A 17,979-nucleotide genomic window follows, 5' to 3' on the forward strand; every position below is an offset into this window, starting at 1 on the left:
TTAGTAAACCAGAACGGCACGACGGTTTTTAGCATAAGCCGCTTCGTCGTGGCCCAGTACTGCTGGTTTTTCTTTACCGTAAGAAACGATAGAGATCTGGTCAGCGGAAACGCCTTTACCCTGCAGGTACATTTTAACGGCGTTAGCACGGCGCTCACCCAGAGCGATGTTGTATTCCGGCGTGCCGCGTTCGTCAGCGTGGCCTTCAACGGTCACTTTGTAAGACGGGTTGTTACGCAGGAATGCAGCGTGCGCGTCCAGCATCTGAGCGAATTCGGAGCTTACGTCATACTTGTCCAGGCCGAAGTAAACGATGTTGTTCTTCTGCAGTTCTTGCATCTGCAGACGAGCTTGTTCTTCGGAAGACAGGTTGCTGCTGCCGTTTTCCATACCAGTGCCAGCGCCCATACCAGATTGGTCGTTGTTTGCGCTTTTGTTAGAACTACAAGCTGCTACAGCCAGAACTGGCAGTGCCAGCAGAAGCCCTTTCAGCACTTTGTTCAGTTGCATTTCTTTGATCCTTTTATAGTTTGCCATACATATTTACACATGCATCACAGATACGGCGACCAGGCAGGGAATTTGACCTGTCCATCAGTTGCCGGAAGACGCGCTTTGAAACGCCCATCAGTTGACACCAACTGCAGCACGGAGCCCATACCTTGCGTCGAGCTATAGATCACCATGGTGCCGTTTGGCGCAATACTAGGCGTTTCATCGAGGAAGGTACCGGTCAAAACCTGAACGGCGCCCGATCCAAGATCTTGTTTGGCGATGTGTTGCGCACCACTGTTGGTGCTGACCATCACCAGGAATTTACCGTCGGAGCTGACTTCAGAATCCTGGTTCTGAGAGCCTTCCCACGTCAGGCGCTGTGCGGCACCGCCGCTGGCGCTGATTTTATAAATCTGCGGACGCCCGCCCTGGTCGGAGGTAAACGCCAGAGACTGGCCATCCGGGAACCAGGTCGGTTCGGTGTTGTTGTTGCGGCCATCGGTCAGCTGCGTGATCTGGCCGGAGCCGAGGTTCATCACGTACAGGTTCAGGCTGCCGCTCTTGGACAGCGCGAAGGCCAGTTTGCTGCCGTCCGGCGAGAACGCCGGCGCACCGTTGTGGCGCGGGAACGAGGCGATCTGGCGGATGGCGCCGTTAGCCAGGGTCTGCACCACCAGCGCGGAACGGCCGCTCTCAAAGGTCACGTAAGCCAGTTTGCTGCCGTCCGGCGACCAGGCCGGGGACATCAGCGGCTCAGGCGAACGGTGCACCGTAAACTGGTTGTAACCGTCGTAATCCGCTACGCGCAGCTCATACGGGAATTTCCCGCCGTTGGTCTGCACGACGTAGGCGATACGGGTACGGAACGCGCCCTTGATGCCGGTCAGCTTCTCGAACACTTCGTCGCTGGCGGTATGGGCAGAATAACGCAACCACTGTTTGGTCACTTTATACTGGTTCTGCGCCAATACGGTGCCCGGCGAACCCGAGGTGTCCACCAGCTGGTAGGAGATCAGGTAGCTACCGTCGGCGCCAGGTTGAACCTGGCCGACAACCACGGCGTCGATGCCCAGCGCAGTCCAGGCCGCCGGAGTCACTTCAGACGCGGAGGTCGGTTGCTGCGGCATGCGCGCCACGTCGATCGGGTTGAATTTGCCGCTGTTACGCAGATCCGCGCCGACAATCTTGCCGATATCTTCCGGCGGCGTGCCTGGGCCCGCCCATTTAAACGGCACCACGCCAATCGGACGAGCGGAGTCGACCCCTTGGGTGATTTCAATGCGAACTTCCGCGTGCAGCACGGACGCCCACAGAATTAAAAAACCTAGCGCTACTCGAAATGCCTGCTTCATCTCATCTCCCTTATCCAGGCGGGATGCCTGCGATAAATTAGCAGAATTTTAACAAACCAACTTACGTAAAACTACATAATCCCTGTTGGTTACCTTAGTACATCCCTGTGATATCACTCAGTCAATCAACCGTTATTTCGGTTTGAATTCAAGGATAGAATTCTTAAAGTGCTGATAAACGGCATCGCTCGGCGGCTTCGGTATATGCGCCAACTTGGCGGCAGACACCGCGGCCTGACACAGCGCCGGATCGCCGCCCGCCGCTTGTACGCTTATCAGCAGGCCGTCCGGCGCCAGCTTGATACGCAGATCGCAGGTTTTGCCGGCGAACGAGCTGGCGTCATAGAACTTGCTCTGAATCGCCCCCTGAATTTGCCCCATATAACCGCTGATATCCGCCCCGCTGGCCCCAGCCGTTTTGGCATTGCCCTGCCCGGCCGGTTTACCGTCGCCCTTCGATTTGGCACCGCCGCCTTTCGGCGCGTTCTTGCCGTCCGCCAGGCCACCAAACAGATCGTTGACCTCCTCCGATTGCTTCGCAGCCTCAGCGGCGGCCTTCTTCTTGGCGTCCGCGGCTGCTTTCTTGGCGGCAGCGGCTTTCTCGGCCGCAGCTTTCTTCTCGGCTTCCGCTGCGGCTTTTTTCTCGGCTTCAGCGGCCGCTTTCTTCTCCGCAGCTTCTGCGGCTTTTTGCTCTGCGGCGGCGGCCGCGGCTTTCTTCGCCTCTTCCGCCTGTTTCTTGGCGGCGGCAGCGGCGGCCGCTTCTTTCTTGGCTTCCGCTTCGGCTTTCTTCTGCGCGTCCGCCTGCGCTTTGGCTATCTTGTCCGCTTCAGCCTTCGCCTTCGCGGCGGCGGCCTCGGCGACCTTCTGTTGCTCTTTGGCCTTGGCTGCGGCGGCTTCCGCCGCTTTTTGCTGCTCGGCGGCCTGTTTCTGCTGCTCCGCCGCCTTCTGCTGTTGCTCAGCCTGCGCTTTGGCGTCCTGCGCGGCTTTCTCCTGCGCCGCCAAACGCTCTTTCTCCAGCTCTTTCAGGCGCTGCTGTTGCTCCGCCTGCTTCTGCTGAAGCTCTTCGGCCTGTTGCTCCGCCTTTTTCTGGCGCTGCTTTTCGGCACGCTGCGCATCGTTGCTCTGCTGCTGCTGGCGATTGTACTGCTCCACCACCGCGCCGGGATCGACCATCACCGCGCCCACCACGGTGCCATCACCGCCACCGCCGGCGCCCATGTCGACATTTTCCTGCAGCGATCCCCAAATCAGCAGGGCAATCAGTATGAAGTGCAGAACGACCGAAACAATAACGGCGCGGTTCAGCTTATCGTTTTGCTCAGTTGCCTTTACCAAAATAGATTCCCAAAAACTGGTGTTGCTTATACGGGGTTCCTGGCCGCAGCGCAGGAACCGGGTTGCCGTTCGCCTTACGGTCAGATTGGCTGGGTCATCAGCCCTACGGAAGCCACGCCCGCCTGATGGAGAATATTCAATGCCTTGATAATCTCATCGTAAGGGACTTCCTTCGCACCGCCGATCAAAAAGACCGTTTTCGGGTTAGCCGCCAAACGCGACTTGGCTTCGGCCGCGACTTGCTCAGGCGGCAACAGCTCCATACGGTTGTGATCCACCACCAGGGTGTATTGACCTACGCCGGAAACCTCGAGGATCACCGGCGGATTGTCATCGCTGGACACCGTTTTGGAATCGGTGGCGTCCGGCAGGTCAACCTCCACGCTCTGCGTGATGATTGGCGCGGTTGCCATAAAGATCAGCAGCAGCACCAGCAACACGTCGAGCAGCGGAACGATGTTAATTTCGGACTTCAGCTCGCGCCGACTACGTCCACGTACTCTCGCCATGCTACCTCCTACTTATTTGCTGTCGCTGGAGAAGGCCTGACGATGCAGAATAGCGGTGAACTCTTCCATAAAGTTGTCGTAATTCTGCTCAAGCTTGTTGACGCGCTGGTTGAGACGGTTGTAGGCCATGACCGCCGGGATGGCGGCGAACAGACCGATCGCGGTGGCGATCAGCGCTTCGGCGATACCCGGCGCCACCATCTGCAGCGTGGCTTGCTTCACCGCGCCCAGTGCGATAAAGGCGTGCATGATCCCCCACACGGTGCCGAACAGGCCGATGTACGGGCTGATCGAACCGACGGTGCCGAGGAACGGAATATGGGTTTCCAGCGTTTCCAGCTCGCGGTTCATCGAAATGCGCATCGCGCGCGACGCCCCTTCGATCACCGACTCCGGCGCATGGTTGTTGGCGCGGTGCAGGCGGGCGAACTCTTTGAAGCCGGAATGGAAGATCTGCTCGGAGCCGGTCAGGCTATCGCGACGCGCCTGACTTTCCTGATACAGACGGGAAAGCTCGATACCGGACCAGAATTTGTCTTCAAAGGCTTCGGCGTCACGCGTCGCCGCATTGAGGATGCGGGTGCGCTGAATGATGATCGCCCAGGAGGCTACCGAGAAGCATATCAAAATCAACATGATAAGCTTAACCAGCAGGCTCGCCTTCAAGAATAAATCTAGGATGTTCATGTCAGTCACTGCTTAAACTCCGCGACAATAGACTTAGGAAGCGCTCTCGGCTTCATTTGGTGTGGATCAATACAGGCAATCAGGACATCTGCCTGGCTCAGTAGGGCCCCGTCAGAATTGACAATGCGTTGAGCAAACGTGAGAGAAGCCCCGCGCAGACAGGTGATTTCACTCTGCACCTCCAGTTGCTCGTCGAGACGAGCCGGAGCCAGATAATCCACCGTCATGCGCCGGACGACAAAAGCGACTTGTTCACTGAGCAGCTGCTGTTGATGAAAGTTGTGCTGACGCAGCATCTCTGTGCGCGCTCTTTCAAAAAAGGCGACGTAGCGGGCGTGATAGACCACACCACTGGCATCGGTATCCTCGTAGTAAACGCGAACCGGCCATCGAAACAACGTATTACTCACTCTACTTCCCAGCAATGCAATTTAACGCTGCTACTATACGCAAGACGGATCGGGTTGGGAATGGGTTACAAGATGGGAATGAAAATAATTATGGGCCGTGAGAGCCCATAACATGGGGACATCGGGGAGATTATAAAGAAACGTAAAGTAATCCTGCGCACAAGATCACAATTGCGGGAAGCGGCGCAAAAAAAGCGCGCCAGACGCTGCGCTGCGGGCGGAATCCGAAACCGTGGATCACCCCGGCGCACACCGCCCAAATCAGCAACAGCCCTTCCCAAATCTCCAGCGAGCTGGTTTTGGCGGCGAAACGCGTCGGATCCCAGAACACGCACCCCGCCAAAACCAACGCCAGCACCAGGGAAAGGGCCCGGATCGGGCCCTTGTCGGTGACAGCGTACAGCTTGTCAATCACGGACGAGCTCATCACTTACCGTCTTGCTGAGCTTTGGTTGCTTCGCTCTGCTCAAGCGCCAGCGCCGTGATGATGCCGAAGGCGCAGGCAAGAAGCGTTCCGAGAATCCAGGCAAAATACCACATGGTTTAGCTCCTTATCCTTAGTACAGCGAATGCTTGTTGTTTTCGATGTAGTTCTTGTCGAGGCGACCGAACATTTTGTAGTACGACCAGCTGGTGTACGCCAAAACGATAGGCACAAAGATCGCCGCCACGACGGTCATCACTTTCAGCGTCAACAGGCTCGACGTCGCGTCCCACATGGTCAGGCTGACGTTAGGCACGGTGCTGGACGGCATCACGAACGGGAACATGGTGACCCCGGCGGTGAGGATGACGCAGGCGATGGTCAGCGACGAGGTGACGAACGCCAGCGCGCCTTTCTCCAGACGCGAGAACAGGATGGTGAACAACGGCAGCACCACGCCCAGCGCAGGCAACGCCCACAGCAGCGGATACTTGTTGAAGTTGATCAGCCAGGCGCCGGCCTGATGCGCCACTTCTTTACGCATCGGGTTGGATTCCGCCAGGGTGTCCAGCGCCGACGTCACGACGAAGCCGTCGATGCCTTTCACCAGCCATACGCCCGCCAGCAGGAAGCACACCGCCATGATCAGCGTCGCGATCTGCGCCGCAGCGCGTGAACGCAGGTGGATCTCGCCGGTGGTGCGCATTTGCAGGTAGGTCGCCCCCTGGGTGACCAGCATGGTCAGGCTGACCACGCCCGCCAACAGACCGAACGGATTCAGCAGTTGGAAGAAGTTGCCGGTGTAGAACAGGCGCATGTACTCGTCCATGTGGAACGGCACGCCCTGCAGCAGGTTGCCGAACGCCACGCCGAAGACCACGGCAGGCACGAAGGAGCCGATGAAGATGCCCCAGTCCCACATGTTGCGCCAGCGGCTGCTCTCCAGCTTGGAACGGTAGTCGAAACCGACCGGGCGGAAGAACAAGGCGGCCAGCACCAGGATCATGGCGACGTAGAAGCCGGAGAAGGCCGCTGCGTAGACCATCGGCCAGGCTGCGAACAGCGCGCCGCCTGCGGTGATCAGCCACACCTGGTTACCGTCCCAGTGCGGGGCGATGGAGTTGATCATCACCCGGCGCTCGGTATCGGTTTTCCCGATGATGCGCACCAGAATGCCGACGCCCATGTCGAAACCGTCGGTGACGGCGAAGCCGATCAGCAGTACGCCAACCAGGACCCACCAAATAAATCGCAGTACTTCATAGTCAAACATACGTGGACTCCTGTTTAGCGCGCTTCCTGCACGGCGGCAGTCGGTTGTTCAAAGTGATAGCGGCCGGTTTTCAGGCTGCTTGGACCCAGACGCGCAAACTTGAACATCAGGTACAATTCAGCCACCAGGAACAGGGTGTACAAGCCGCAGATCAGCCCCATCGAGAACAGAATGTCGCCCGCGGTCAGCGAAGAGTTGGCGACCGCCGTCGGCAGCACCTCACCAATCGCCCACGGTTGACGGCCGTATTCCGCCACGAACCAGCCGGACTCGATCGCGATCCAAGGCAGCGGCAAACCGTACAGCGCCGCGCGGTGCAGCCATTTTTTCTGGCCGATGCGGCCGCGGATCACGTTCCAGAACGACAGGCCGATGATCAACAGCATGATCACGCCACAGGCCACCATGATGCGGAAGGCGAAGTACAGCGGCGCCACGCGCGGAATGGAGTCCTTGGTCGCCAGCTGGATCTGCGCTTCCGTCGCGTCGGTGACGTTCGGGGTATAGCGCTTCAGCAGCATGCCGTAGCCCAGGTCTTGCTTGGTTTTGTTGAATTCGGCGCGCACCGCAGGATCGGTGTTGCCACCGCGCAGCTCTTCCAGCAGCTGGTAGGCTTTCATCCCGTTGCGGATGCGCACTTCATGCTGCGCCATCAGATCTTTCAGGCCGGTGACCTGAGTGTCCGTGGAGCGGGTGGCGATCAGGCCAAGCGCATACGGGATCTGAATAGAGAAGGAGTTTTCCATCTTGTCCTGATCGGGAATGCCGAACAGGGTGAAGGACGCTGGCGCCGGCTGGGTGTCCCATTCCGCTTCGATAGCGGCCAGTTTGGTTTTCTGCACGTCGCCCATTTCGTAGCCGGATTCATCACCCAGAACGATAACGGACAGAATGGCAGCCATACCGAAGCTGGCAGCGATGGCGAAGGAGCGCTTGGCGAAGGCGATGTCGCGGCCTTTCAGCAGGTAGTAGGAGCTGATGCCCAGAACGAACATCGCGCCGCAGGTGTAGCCGGAAGCCACGGTGTGAACGAATTTCACCTGCGCAACCGGGTTAAGCACCAGTTCGGAGAAGCTGACCATCTCCATGCGCATGGTTTCGAAGTTGAAATCCGACGCGATCGGGTTCTGCATCCAGCCGTTGGCGACCAGGATCCACAGCGCGGACAGGTTGGAGCCGAGGGCCACAAACCAGGTTACCGCCATGTGCTGCACCTTGCTCAGACGATCCCAGCCGAAGAAGAACAGGCCGACCAGCGTCGATTCAAGGAAGAACGCCATCAGACCTTCGATAGCCAGTGGGGCCCCGAAGATATCGCCGACGTAGTGAGAGAAATACGACCAGTTAGTCCCGAACTGGAACTCCATGGTCAAACCGGTGGCCACACCCAGAGCAAAGTTAATCGCAAATAACTTTCCCCAGAATTTGGTCATGTCTTTATAGATTTGTTTGCCAGACAGGACATATACCGTTTCCATAATTGCCAGCAAGAACGCCATACCGAGCGTTAATGGGACAAATAAGAAATGGTACATCGCCGTTAAAGCAAACTGTAAGCGCGACAGTTCGACAATATCAAACATCTTGACTCCTTGCTCCTCGCAGGAAGACTCCGACACGCGGTTATCGGCACGCCTCTTTCAAAGCCGCCAGTAACGCCCCGCAGTGAATGCCCTTAAACACAACAAATTTGATCCAGCTTCTCCGCTTTCAACCGCACACTCGGCCAATAGCCCCTCGGGCCCTCGACAAGCACGCCACTGAAAACCGACAACGGGTAACAAATGCAACAAGATCAACCATCCATAATCACAACATGGATGATACTCGCCCAATCCCACACAATAAATAGGTTTTTACGTGACGTGGGTTAGACTTTTGGTTACAGGTCAAATCTTAGCCGAAAGAGGTACTTCGGGCTAATTTGATCTGAGACAATTTAAGCCTATCCGCATCTTATTTCCATATTCATCAGCACATTTCGCATAATTTTCTTAGGGTCATGTTGCGCAATGGTTTAATTGTTTTTTAATGATATTTTTGTGTTAAATAAATGTAATTTAAAAGAGCCGCCATTGTATTATTACGCGCTTATTATGCGACATAATTAACCTTTTATTTCCAATAAGCCGTGACAGTGATAGCAGTCACAAAACAACAAATCTCTCTCCAATATTAGTCTATTTCTCGCGATGGGATCGTAAAGGTTGCGATTTTGTAGCAGAATGACCGCTTATGTTAAAATTGCATTGAGTGACAATAACTTATGAAAAAAATCATCTTTGCCTCTGTCTTGGGACTCTCGGGAAACGCCATGGCCGCCGAAACGGTAAATATCACCCTGCTGGGCACCTCCGATCTGCACGGCACCTTCGTGCCCTGGGACTACGCCAGCGACACGGAGAATCTGGCGGGCAGCCTGAGCCAGATAGCCACCCAGGTGAAAAAGGTGCGCGCCGAGCAGCCCAACCTGATCCTGGTGGACGCCGGCGACACCATTCAGGGCAACTTCGTCGAAACCTTCAAGCATGAGGCCGTCAGCCCGATGATGCTGGGCCTCAACGCGCTCAATTATGACGTCTGGGTGATGGGCAACCACGAGTTCGACTTCGGCCTGCCGGTGCTGGCTACGCCGCTCAAGCAGTTCAAGGGCGCGGCGCTGGCGGGAAATATCGTCTGGGACAACGGCAAGCCCTATCTGCCGGCCTACACCATCGTCGAACGCCAGGGCGTGAAGATCGGCATTATCGGCATGGACACGCCGATGACCGCGGAATTCGCCAAGGGCACCGATCGCATCAAAGGGCTGAACTTCACCGATCCGGTGCAGGCGGTGAAGCAGGTCATCAGGCAAATCGACGGCCAGGTCGACGCCATCGTGCTGGTGGCGCATATGGGCATCGACAATGAGAACCAGCGCCCCGGCACCGGCGTGGCCGACATCGCCAACGCCAACCCGGAGCTGGCGGCGATCGTCGCCGGCCATATGCATGTGAAGATCGACAAAGCGGTGGTTAACGGCGTCATCATCACCGAGCCGGATAAATACGGCCGCGCGCTGTCGCGCATCGATCTGCAGTTTGAACGCCGCGACGGCAAATTCACGCTGATCGACAAAAACAGCTACACCTACCCCATCAAGGGGATGACGCCGGACAGCGCCATGCAGGCTCTCTACCAGCCGTACCATGACATTTTGCGCGCCAATGCCAACCGGGTCGTGGCGAAGCTGAGCGGCAGCGATCTGGTGCCCGCCGACGAATTCCGCGGCATTCCCCAGGTGCACGTGCAGGATACCGGCATCAACGCGCTGTTCCAGCAGGCCGCCCGCCACTATGCGCCGCTGGCGCAGGTGATCGCCCTGCAGATCGACAACGATCGCGCCAAACTGGACGTCGGCGACATCAAGGCCAAGGATATCGCCTTTAACTACCAATACGCCGGCGGCGAGATCACCGTGTATCAGCTCAACGGCAAAGCGCTTAAACGCTACATGGAGTGGTCCGCCGACTATTTCAATCAGCTGCAGCCGGGCGACGTCACCTACAGCTTTAACCCGGCGCGGCGATCGTCCAAATATTCCACCAACGATTTCTTCGACGGCGTCACTTACACCATCGATCTGCGCCAACCCACCGGCGCGCGCATTGTCGATCTGCGCCTGACGGACGGCACGCCGGTCACCGACGATATGCCGATCCGTCTGGGCATGAACAGTTACCGCATGGGCCACCTGACGCAAAAGGGTGGCGCGCTGGAGGGGCAATCCTTCCCGGTGCTGTTCGACAGCAAAGCGCAATACGGTGAAGAAGAAGGCACCATTCGCCACCTGACCCTGCGCTACCTGACGGAGGTGAAACACGGCCAGTATCAGGGCGTGCCGCCGCAGCGCTGGAAGCTGATCGGCATGGAGGGATACGAACCGCAGCGGGCGATCGTCAAACGGCTGCTCAATGAGGGCGTTATCCAGGTACCGACCACCGACGACGGCCGCTACACCAACGTCGCGTCGATCAACGTCAAAAACGCGCTGTTCCGCAACGCCGACGATTACCGCGCCGCCCTCACCTCGCTGGAGCAACAGCGCCAAGCCGCCGTGGATCCGGTGCAACAGCGCCGCCTGCAGGATCGGATCGCGCTGATCAAGGCGCTCAACGACTTCTGATCGTCGCCCATAAAAAAGGCCACCCAATGGGTGGCCAAACATGTCGAGATAGTGTTATTTCGTACTAAATGCTTAGCGCTTCAGCACCGCTTTTACCGCGTCGCCGATGTCCGCCAGGCTGCGAACGGTTTTCACGCCCGCCGCTTCCAGCGCAGCAAACTTCTCGTCCGCCGTGCCTTTGCCGCCTGCGATGATGGCGCCCGCGTGGCCCATGCGCTTGCCTTTCGGCGCGGTTACGCCGGCGATGTAGCCGACAACCGGTTTGGTGACGTGTTCTTTGATGTAAGCTGCTGCTTCTTCTTCAGCGCTGCCGCCGATCTCACCGATCATCACGATCGCTTCGGTCTGCGGATCCTGCTGGAACATCTTCAGGATATCGATGAAGTTGGAGCCCGGGATCGGGTCGCCGCCGATGCCCACGCAGGTGGATTGGCCCAGACCGGCATCGGTGGTTTGTTTCACCGCTTCATAGGTCAGGGTGCCGGAGCGGGAAACGATGCCCACTTTGCCCGGCAGGTGGATGTGGCCAGGCATGATGCCGATTTTGCACTCGCCTGGGGTGATCACGCCTGGGCAGTTCGGCCCGATCATACGCACGCCGGCTTCGTCCAGCTTCACTTTCACGGTCAGCATGTCCAGGGTCGGGATGCCTTCGGTGATGGTGATGATCAGTTTGATACCGGCATCGATCGCTTCCAGGATGGAGTCTTTGCAGAACGGCGCTGGAACGTAGATCACCGAGGCAGTGGCGCCGGTCGCTTCAACCGCTTCGCGCACGGTGTTGAACACCGGCAGGCCCAGGTGCTGAGTGCCGCCTTTGCCCGGGGTTACGCCGCCAACCATTTTGGTGCCGTAAGCGATAGCTTGTTCGGAGTGGAAAGTCCCCTGGCTACCGGTGAAGCCCTGGCAAATTACTTTGGTGTTCTTATCGATTAAAATGGACATTATTTACCCTCCACTGCTGCAACAACTTGCTGAGCCGCATCAGTCAGGCTGGTCGCAGCAATGATATTCAGGCCGCTGTCCGCCAGTTTCTTGGCGCCCAGTTCGGCGTTGTTCCCTTCCAAGCGCACCACCACCGGGACGTTAACGCCCACTTCGGCCACTGCGCCGATGATGCCGTCGGCGATCAGATCGCAACGTACGATACCACCGAAGATGTTAACCAGAACCGCTTTCACCTTGTCGTCGGACAGGATGATTTTGAACGCTTCGGTCACGCGCTCTTTGGTCGCGCCGCCGCCAACGTCCAGGAAGTTGGCCGGTTCGCCGCCGTGCAGTTTAACGATGTCCATGGTGCCCATCGCCAGGCCGGCGCCGTTAACCATGCAGCCGATGTTGCCGTCGAGGGCAACGTAGTTCAGCTCCCACTGAGCCGCACGGGATTCGCGCTCGTCTTCCTGGGAAGGGTCACGCATTTCACGCAGTTCCGGCTGGCGGAACAGGGCGTTGCCGTCGGCGCCCAGTTTGCCGTCCAGGCACACCAGATCGCCCTGCTTGGTGATCACCAGCGGGTTGATCTCAACCATCGCCAGATCGCGCTCCAGGAACAGCGTCGCCAGGCCCATGAAGATCTTGGCGAACTGGCTGACTTGCTTACCGGTCAGGCCCAGTTTGAAGGCCAGCTCACGGCCCTGATAAGGCTGTGGACCCGCCAGCGGATCGATGGTCATTTTGTGGATCAGTTCAGGGGTTTCTTCCGCCACCTTCTCGATTTCCACGCCGCCTTCGGTAGACGCCATGAACACCACGCGACGGGTAGAACGATCCACTACCGCGCCCAGGTACAGCTCTTTATCGATGTCGGTCGCCGCTTCTACCAGGATCTGGTGAACCGGCTGGCCCAGCGCGTCAGTCTGGTAAGTCACCAGACGCTTGCCCAACCAGGCTTCCGCGAAGGCACGGATATCTTCTTTGCTGTTGACGACTTTTACGCCGCCCGCTTTACCGCGGCCGCCAGCATGAACCTGACATTTCACCACCCACGGGCCGGAGCCGATTTTGGATGCGGCTTCTTCTGCTTCACGCGGAGTGGTACAGGCGTAACCGGTTGGTGCCGGCATGCCATACCGAGCAAACAGCTGTTTTGCCTGATATTCGTGTAAATTCATGATGTTCTATCCATTCAGTTCTGAAGGTTTTTAGCCGGACCATTATTACGCGGTAAACCGCATGGTTTTCCGGCCACATAGCACAGAGTGCGGGCGCGGCATGCCGCGCCCGGCAAGGGTTACTAGACGTCCAGCAGCAGACGAGCCGGATCTTCCAGCATCTCTTTGACCGTCACCAGATAACCGACGGATTCTTTACCGTCGATCAGGCGGTGGTCATAAGACAGCGCCAGATACATCATCGGCTGGATCACCACCTGACCATTGACCGCCATTGGGCGATCTTTAATGGCGTGCATGCCCAGGATGGCGCTCTGCGGCGGGTTGATGATCGGGGTAGACATCAGGGAGCCGAATACGCCGCCGTTGGTAATGGTGAAGTTACCGCCGGTCAGCTCTTCCACGGTCAGTTTGCCGTCGCGGCCCTTAACGGCCAGCTCTTTGATTTTCTTCTCGATGTCAGCCATGCTCATGGCGTCCACATCGCGCAGTACCGGCGTCACCAGGCCGCGCGGGGTCGAAACCGCGATGCTGATGTCGAAGTAGTTGTGGTAAACCACGTCAGAACCGTCGATCGACGCGTTCACTTCCGGGAAGCGCTTCAGTGCTTCAACCACCGCCTTGATGTAGAAGGACATGAAGCCCAGACGCACGCCGTGGCGCTTCTCGAAGGCTTCGCCGTACTGCTTGCGCAGATCCATGATCGGCTGCATGTTGATTTCGTTGAAGGTGGTCAGCATCGCGGTGCTGTTCTTCGCTTCCAGCAGACGCTCGGCGACGCGTTTGCGCAGGCGAGTCATCGGCACGCGTTTTTCGCTGCGGCCGGCCAGAGCAGGCTGCGGCGCGGCTTCAGCGGTGGCGGCCGGTTTGGCGGCGGCACCGCCTTTGGCCAGGTGCGCTTCCACGTCTTCACGCGTGATGCGGCCACCCACGCCGGTGCCTTTGATGGTGCCGGCATCGAGATCGTGTTCGGCGATCAGGCGGCGAATCGCCGGGCTGAGCGCGTCATTGCTTTCTTCTTCCAGGCTCGCGGTAGCGCGCTGTGCAGGCGTGGCTTCTTTCTCCTGGCTCTTCTCAGCGGTCGGCTTGCCGGAGCTGTCGCCCGGACGGATGCGGCCGAGCAGCTGGCGAGACAGTACGGTCGCGCCCTCTTCTTCCACGATAGCATCGAGAATGCCCGCTTCACTGGCCGGCACTTCCAACACCACTTTGTCGGTTTCGATTTCAACCAGGACTTCATCACGCTGCACGCTGTCGCCCGGTTTTTTGTGCCAGGTGGCTACGGTCGCATCGGCAACCGATTCAGGAAGGTCAGGAACCAGAATATCTACGCTACTCATTTAGCTTTCCCTTAAGTTTTTTATCATCTGCTTGCCGGCCCCTCGGCCGGCAAGCGAGCGAACATTAGTCAATATTCAGCGCGTCGTTCACCAGAGCCTGCTGCTGCTTCTGGTGTACGGACATATAGCCCACCGCCGGAGAAGCGGAGGCCGGACGTCCTGCGTAACGTAAAGAAGCCCCGAACGGCACCACTTCACGGAAGTTGTGTTGGCTGCAGTACCAGGCGCCCTGGTTCAGCGGCTCTTCCTGACACCAGACGAAATCATGCACGTGCGAGTATTGCTCCAGCACGGCCTGCACGGCCTGATGCGGGAACGGATACAGCTGCTCGATACGCACGATGGCCACGTCTTTCTGCTCGTTCTTGCGACGCTGTTCCAGCAGGTCGTAGTAGACCTTGCCGGAGCACAGCACGACGCGCTTGACCGCTTTCGGATCCAAGTCGTCGATCTCGCCGATCGCCGGCAGGAAGGTGCCGTTGGCCAGTTCGTCCAGTGAAGAAATCGCCAGCGGGTGACGCAGCAGCGACTTCGGCGACATCACCACCAGCGGACGGCGCATACCGCGCAGCGCCTGACGGCGCAGCATATGGTAAACCTGCGCCGGCGTGGACGGGACGCACACCTGCATGTTCTGCTCTGCGCACAGCTGCAGATAGCGTTCCAGACGCGCGGAAGAGTGCTCTGGGCCCTGGCCTTCATAGCCGTGCGGCAGCAGCATCACCAGGCCGCACATACGGCCCCATTTTTGCTCGCCGGAACTGATGAACTGGTCGATAACGACCTGCGCGCCGTTGGCGAAGTCACCGAACTGCGCTTCCCAGATGGTCAGCGTGCGCGGTTCCGCCGTGGCGTAGCCGTATTCGAACGCCAGCACCGCTTCTTCAGACAGCACGGAATCCCAGACCTTGAATTCGCCCTGGCCGCTGTGAATATTCGCCAGCGGAACGTAGACCGAACCGTTTTTCTGGTTGTGCACCACCGCGTGACGGTGGAAGAAGGTGCCGCGGCCGGCGTCTTCGCCGGAGATGCGGATTGGAATGCCTTCATCCGCCATGGTGGCGTAGGCCAGCGTTTCGGCGGCGCCCCAGTCGAACGGCTTGTTGCCCGCCGCCATCTCGGCGCGGTCCGCGTAGATTTTCGCCACGCGCGACTGCATTTCGATCGCTTCCGGCACGGTGCTGATGCGGCGGCCCAGCTCCTGCAGGCGCTTCATCTCAACCTTGCTCGGGTACTCTTCGTCCCACTCGTGGTTCAGGTACGGTGACCAGGTGAAGGAGTGCAGGTTCATCGGACGCCACTCTTCAACCACGCAATCGCCGCGGTCGAGCGCGTCGCGGTACAGGTTGACCATTTCCGTGGCATCTTCCAGGCTGGCCACGTTCTGTTCGGTCAGAACGTCAGCGTAGATTTTGCGCGGCGTAGGGTGTTTCTTGATCTTCTGATACATCACCGGCTGGGTGGCGCTCGGCTCGTCGGCCTCGTTGTGCCCATGGCGACGGTAGCAAACCAGATCGATCATCACGTCACGCTTAAAGGTGTTACGGAAATCCAACGCCAGGCGGGTGACGAAGGCCACGGCCTCCGGATCGTCCGCGTTGACGTGGAAGATCGGCGACTGAACCATTTTGGCGATGTCGGTGCAGTATTCGGTAGAGCGCGCATCCAGCGGGTTGGAGGTGGTGAAACCAACCTGGTTGTTGATGACGATGCGCACGGTGCCGCCCACTTCGTAGCCGCGAGCCTGAGACATGTTCAGGGTTTCCTGAACCACGCCCTGGCCGGTGATGGCGGCGTCGCCGTGAATGGTGATCGGCAGCACCATGTTGCTGCGCGCTTCGTCCAAGCGATCGCGACGGGCGCGAACCGAGCCCATGACCACCGGGCTAACGATCTCCAGGTGCGACGGGTTGAACGCCAGCGCCAGGTGAACCATGCCGCCTTCGGTTTCCACGTCGGAAGAGAAGCCCTGGTGATATTTCACGTCACCGGTGCCGAGGTGTTCTTTATGCTTGCCGGCGAATTCGTCGAACAGATCGGCCGGCTTTTTGCCCAGCACGTTGATCAGCACGTTCAGACGGCCGCGGTGGGCCATGCCCAACACCACTTCGCGCGTGCCGTTCTTACCGGCGTGGCGCACCATCTCTTTCAGCATCGGCACCAGCGCGTCGCCGCCTTCCAGCGAGAAGCGTTTGGCGCCCGGGAATTTGGCGCCCAGGTAACGTTCCAGGCCTTCCGCCGCGGTCAGCTCGTTCAGGAAACGGCGTTTTTCGTCGGCGGTAAAGCTGGCGCGCCCCACCACCGACTCGATGCGCTGTTGGATCCAGCGTTTCTCTTCGGTGTTGGTGATGTGCATGTACTCAGCGCCGATCGAGCCGCAATAGGTCTGCTTCAGCGCGGCGTACAGATCGCCCAGCTTCATGGTTTCTTTGCCGATGGCGAAAGAGCCCACGTTGAAGGTTTCCTGGAAATCGGCTTCGGTCAGGTTGTGGTAAGCGGGATCAAGGTCAGGAACTTGCTCGCGCTGCCACAGGCCGAGCGGATCGAGGTTGGCATGCTGATGCCCGCGGAAGCGGAAGGCGTTGATCAGCTGCAGTACCTTGACCTGTTTGGCGTCGGTTTCCGGATCGGTGATGGTGGTATTGTAGCGCGCGGAGTCTTTCGCCAGGCGGCGGAAGTAATCGCGCGTTTGAGAGTGAAGCTGATCGGGTTTGACACCCGCGGTTGGTAGCTGTTGAAAAATGGAACGCCAGCTATCTTCAACGGAACCCGGATCGGTTAAGAAGTCTTCATAGAGCTGCTCTATGTAAGACTGGTTCGCGCCCGCCAGATAGGAGGAATCCAGCCAGGCCTTCATTGCGCCGTTCTGCATCATGATCCCTTAAGCTTTGAAGCTTTAGTTTTCGCCGTGGTTAACATAATTACCGTGATGAATACGGTTTGCCGTAAAACGGTTCACTCGACGTACTTGCGGCCATGACGGCCCGATACGTTCTGTTATGGACCTTGCGGTCCCTTACAAGGAACCTCTAAAAACCGGCGGAAGAACCAGGCTGCATAGCGCCGCAGCCGCGGGTCAGTTTTTAGAGGTTCCCTCCCCTATGGGATGTGCGCCGGAAAAGAGCCCGGCGCAGCATCTCATTCCGTTTATGCGCCGCGTTGCAGCAGCATGGACTTGATATGCCCGATCGCACGCGTCGGGTTCAAGCCTTTAGGACATACACTGACACAATTCATAATGCTATGGCAGCGGAAAACACTAAAAGCGTCGTCCAGATCATCTAAACGTTCTTGCGTTTCCGTGTCACGGCTGTCGATCAGGAAGCGATACGCCGCCAGCAGACCGGCAGGCCCGATGAACTTGTCCGGGTTCCACCAGAACGATGGGCAAGAGGTCGAGCAGCAGGCGCACAGAATGCACTCGTACAGACCGTCCAGCTTGGCGCGCTGCTCCGGCGACTGCAGGTGCTCGCGCGCCGGCGGGTTCTTGCCGTCGTTCAGCAGGTATGGCTTGATCTTTTCATACTGGGTGTAGAACTGGCCCATATCCACCACCAGATCGCGCACCACCGGCAGGCCCGGCAGCGGACGGATCACGATCTTGCCGTTACCTTTGCGCAGCGACGAAATCGGGGTGATGCACGCCAGGCCGTTTTTACCGTTCATGTTCAGGCCGTCGGAACCGCACACGCCTTCGCGGCATGAGCGACGGAACGACAGGGTCGGGTCTTTTTCTTTCAGCTGGATCAACGCATCCAGCAGCATCATGTCGCGACCTTCTTCCGCTTCCAGGGTGTAATCCTGCATGTGCGGCGCGTCATCGACATCCGGGTTGTAGCGATAAATGGAAAATTCGAGTTTCATCTGTCGATCTCCGC

At 58.4% G+C, this 17,979-nt stretch carries 16 protein-coding genes; 1 reads left to right on the forward strand and 15 read right to left on the reverse strand.

The window, feature by feature from the left end:
• The 10 genes from pal to cydA form a co-directional block, all read right to left on the reverse strand.
• Nucleotides 1–510 (reverse strand): peptidoglycan-associated lipoprotein Pal, encoded by a 510-nt coding sequence (gene pal, locus ACJ8HN_RS11690; protein ID WP_025160033.1) that lies wholly within the window; start codon nucleotides 508–510, stop codon nucleotides 1–3.
• Nucleotides 511–554: 44 nt separating this feature from the next.
• Nucleotides 555–1,847 (reverse strand): Tol-Pal system beta propeller repeat protein TolB, encoded by a 1,293-nt coding sequence (gene tolB / locus ACJ8HN_RS11695; protein WP_004939856.1) that lies wholly within the window; start codon nucleotides 1,845–1,847, stop codon nucleotides 555–557.
• Between the two features lie 132 nt (nucleotides 1,848–1,979).
• Nucleotides 1,980–3,182 carry a cell envelope integrity protein TolA gene (tolA, locus tag ACJ8HN_RS11700; RefSeq protein ID WP_033647156.1) on the reverse strand — a complete coding sequence of 401 codons (1,203 nt, stop codon included), beginning with the start codon at nucleotides 3,180–3,182 and terminating at the stop codon, nucleotides 1,980–1,982.
• 80 nt (nucleotides 3,183–3,262) lie between these two features.
• Nucleotides 3,263–3,691 (reverse strand): colicin uptake protein TolR, encoded by a 429-nt coding sequence (gene tolR, locus ACJ8HN_RS11705; RefSeq protein ID WP_004939859.1) that lies wholly within the window; start codon nucleotides 3,689–3,691, stop codon nucleotides 3,263–3,265.
• Nucleotides 3,692–3,703: 12 nt separating this feature from the next.
• Entirely contained in the window at nucleotides 3,704–4,387 is a 684-nt protein-coding gene (gene tolQ / locus ACJ8HN_RS11710; RefSeq protein ID WP_004939862.1) for a Tol-Pal system protein TolQ, read from the reverse strand.
• On the reverse strand, nucleotides 4,384–4,788 hold the full coding sequence (ybgC, locus tag ACJ8HN_RS11715) for a tol-pal system-associated acyl-CoA thioesterase (RefSeq protein WP_025160034.1): 405 nt from the start codon (nucleotides 4,786–4,788) through the stop codon (nucleotides 4,384–4,386). Before ybgC ends, tolQ begins: the two co-directional genes overlap by 4 nt.
• A gap of 130 nt (nucleotides 4,789–4,918) precedes the next feature.
• A complete protein-coding gene (gene ybgE, locus ACJ8HN_RS11720) occupies nucleotides 4,919–5,215 on the reverse strand; it encodes a cyd operon protein YbgE (RefSeq protein WP_033637471.1) in 297 nt (98 codons plus the stop codon).
• A complete protein-coding gene (gene cydX, locus ACJ8HN_RS11725; RefSeq protein WP_004939868.1) occupies nucleotides 5,215–5,328 on the reverse strand; it encodes a cytochrome bd-I oxidase subunit CydX in 114 nt (37 codons plus the stop codon). Before cydX ends, ybgE begins: the two co-directional genes overlap by 1 nt.
• 17 nt (nucleotides 5,329–5,345) lie before the next feature.
• On the reverse strand, nucleotides 5,346–6,485 hold the full coding sequence (gene cydB / locus ACJ8HN_RS11730) for a cytochrome d ubiquinol oxidase subunit II (RefSeq protein WP_019454033.1): 1,140 nt from the start codon (nucleotides 6,483–6,485) through the stop codon (nucleotides 5,346–5,348).
• Nucleotides 6,486–6,499: 14 nt separating this feature from the next.
• Complete coding sequence (gene cydA, locus ACJ8HN_RS11735; RefSeq protein ID WP_019454034.1) at nucleotides 6,500–8,068, reverse strand: cytochrome ubiquinol oxidase subunit I; 1,569 nt, start codon at nucleotides 8,066–8,068, stop codon at nucleotides 6,500–6,502.
• A 683-nt stretch (nucleotides 8,069–8,751) separates the two neighbouring features.
• Here cydA and ACJ8HN_RS11740 point away from each other — a divergent pair.
• The gene (locus ACJ8HN_RS11740; RefSeq protein ID WP_442523444.1) at nucleotides 8,752–10,650 is read left to right on the forward strand and encodes a bifunctional metallophosphatase/5'-nucleotidase; all 1,899 of its coding nucleotides are present in this window, start codon (nucleotides 8,752–8,754) and stop codon (nucleotides 10,648–10,650) included.
• A gap of 72 nt (nucleotides 10,651–10,722) precedes the next feature.
• On the opposite strand, the gene sucD is transcribed toward ACJ8HN_RS11740, so the two are convergent.
• The 5 genes from sucD to ACJ8HN_RS11765 form a co-directional block, all read right to left on the reverse strand.
• Entirely contained in the window at nucleotides 10,723–11,595 is an 873-nt protein-coding gene (sucD, locus tag ACJ8HN_RS11745; protein ID WP_004939878.1) for a succinate--CoA ligase subunit alpha, read from the reverse strand.
• Nucleotides 11,595–12,761 (reverse strand): ADP-forming succinate--CoA ligase subunit beta, encoded by a 1,167-nt coding sequence (gene sucC / locus ACJ8HN_RS11750; RefSeq protein ID WP_025301883.1) that lies wholly within the window; start codon nucleotides 12,759–12,761, stop codon nucleotides 11,595–11,597. Before sucC ends, sucD begins: the two co-directional genes overlap by 1 nt.
• Nucleotides 12,762–12,883: 122 nt before the next feature.
• Entirely contained in the window at nucleotides 12,884–14,101 is a 1,218-nt protein-coding gene (gene odhB, locus ACJ8HN_RS11755) for a 2-oxoglutarate dehydrogenase complex dihydrolipoyllysine-residue succinyltransferase (protein ID WP_161726980.1), read from the reverse strand.
• Nucleotides 14,102–14,165: 64 nt separating this feature from the next.
• Entirely contained in the window at nucleotides 14,166–16,973 is a 2,808-nt protein-coding gene (gene sucA / locus ACJ8HN_RS11760) for a 2-oxoglutarate dehydrogenase E1 component (RefSeq protein WP_033638693.1), read from the reverse strand.
• Nucleotides 16,974–17,248: 275 nt separating this feature from the next.
• Nucleotides 17,249–17,965: a succinate dehydrogenase iron-sulfur subunit gene (locus ACJ8HN_RS11765; RefSeq protein ID WP_004939885.1), complete on the reverse strand. Its 717-nt coding sequence runs from the start codon at nucleotides 17,963–17,965 to the stop codon at nucleotides 17,249–17,251.
• Between the last annotated feature and the right edge of the window lie 14 nt (nucleotides 17,966–17,979).

The organism is Serratia sp. CY29653, from assembly GCF_052169255.1.
In the GTDB taxonomy this organism is placed as follows: Bacteria; Pseudomonadota; Gammaproteobacteria; order Enterobacterales; family Enterobacteriaceae; genus Serratia; species Serratia sarumanii.

Coding starts and splice junctions, on each gene's coding strand:
- tolB (WP_004939856.1), bottom strand. CDS start 1,847: ATGAAGCAGGCATTTCGAGTAGCGCTAGGTTTTTTAATTCTGTGGGCG.
- cydA (WP_019454034.1), bottom strand. CDS start 8,068: ATGTTTGATATTGTCGAACTGTCGCGCTTACAGTTTGCTTTAACGGCG.
- odhB (WP_161726980.1), bottom strand. CDS start 14,101: ATGAGTAGCGTAGATATTCTGGTTCCTGACCTTCCTGAATCGGTTGCC.
- ACJ8HN_RS11740 (WP_442523444.1), top strand. CDS start 8,752: ATGAAAAAAATCATCTTTGCCTCTGTCTTGGGACTCTCGGGAAACGCC.
- sucD (WP_004939878.1), bottom strand. CDS start 11,595: ATGTCCATTTTAATCGATAAGAACACCAAAGTAATTTGCCAGGGCTTC.
- pal (WP_025160033.1), bottom strand. CDS start 510: ATGCAACTGAACAAAGTGCTGAAAGGGCTTCTGCTGGCACTGCCAGTT.
- sucA (WP_033638693.1), bottom strand. CDS start 16,973: ATGCAGAACGGCGCAATGAAGGCCTGGCTGGATTCCTCCTATCTGGCG.
- tolR (WP_004939859.1), bottom strand. CDS start 3,691: ATGGCGAGAGTACGTGGACGTAGTCGGCGCGAGCTGAAGTCCGAAATT.
- ACJ8HN_RS11765 (WP_004939885.1), bottom strand. CDS start 17,965: ATGAAACTCGAATTTTCCATTTATCGCTACAACCCGGATGTCGATGAC.
- cydB (WP_019454033.1), bottom strand. CDS start 6,485: ATGTTTGACTATGAAGTACTGCGATTTATTTGGTGGGTCCTGGTTGGC.
- cydX (WP_004939868.1), bottom strand. CDS start 5,328: ATGTGGTATTTTGCCTGGATTCTCGGAACGCTTCTTGCCTGCGCCTTC.
- ybgE (WP_033637471.1), bottom strand. CDS start 5,215: ATGAGCTCGTCCGTGATTGACAAGCTGTACGCTGTCACCGACAAGGGC.
- sucC (WP_025301883.1), bottom strand. CDS start 12,761: ATGAATTTACACGAATATCAGGCAAAACAGCTGTTTGCTCGGTATGGC.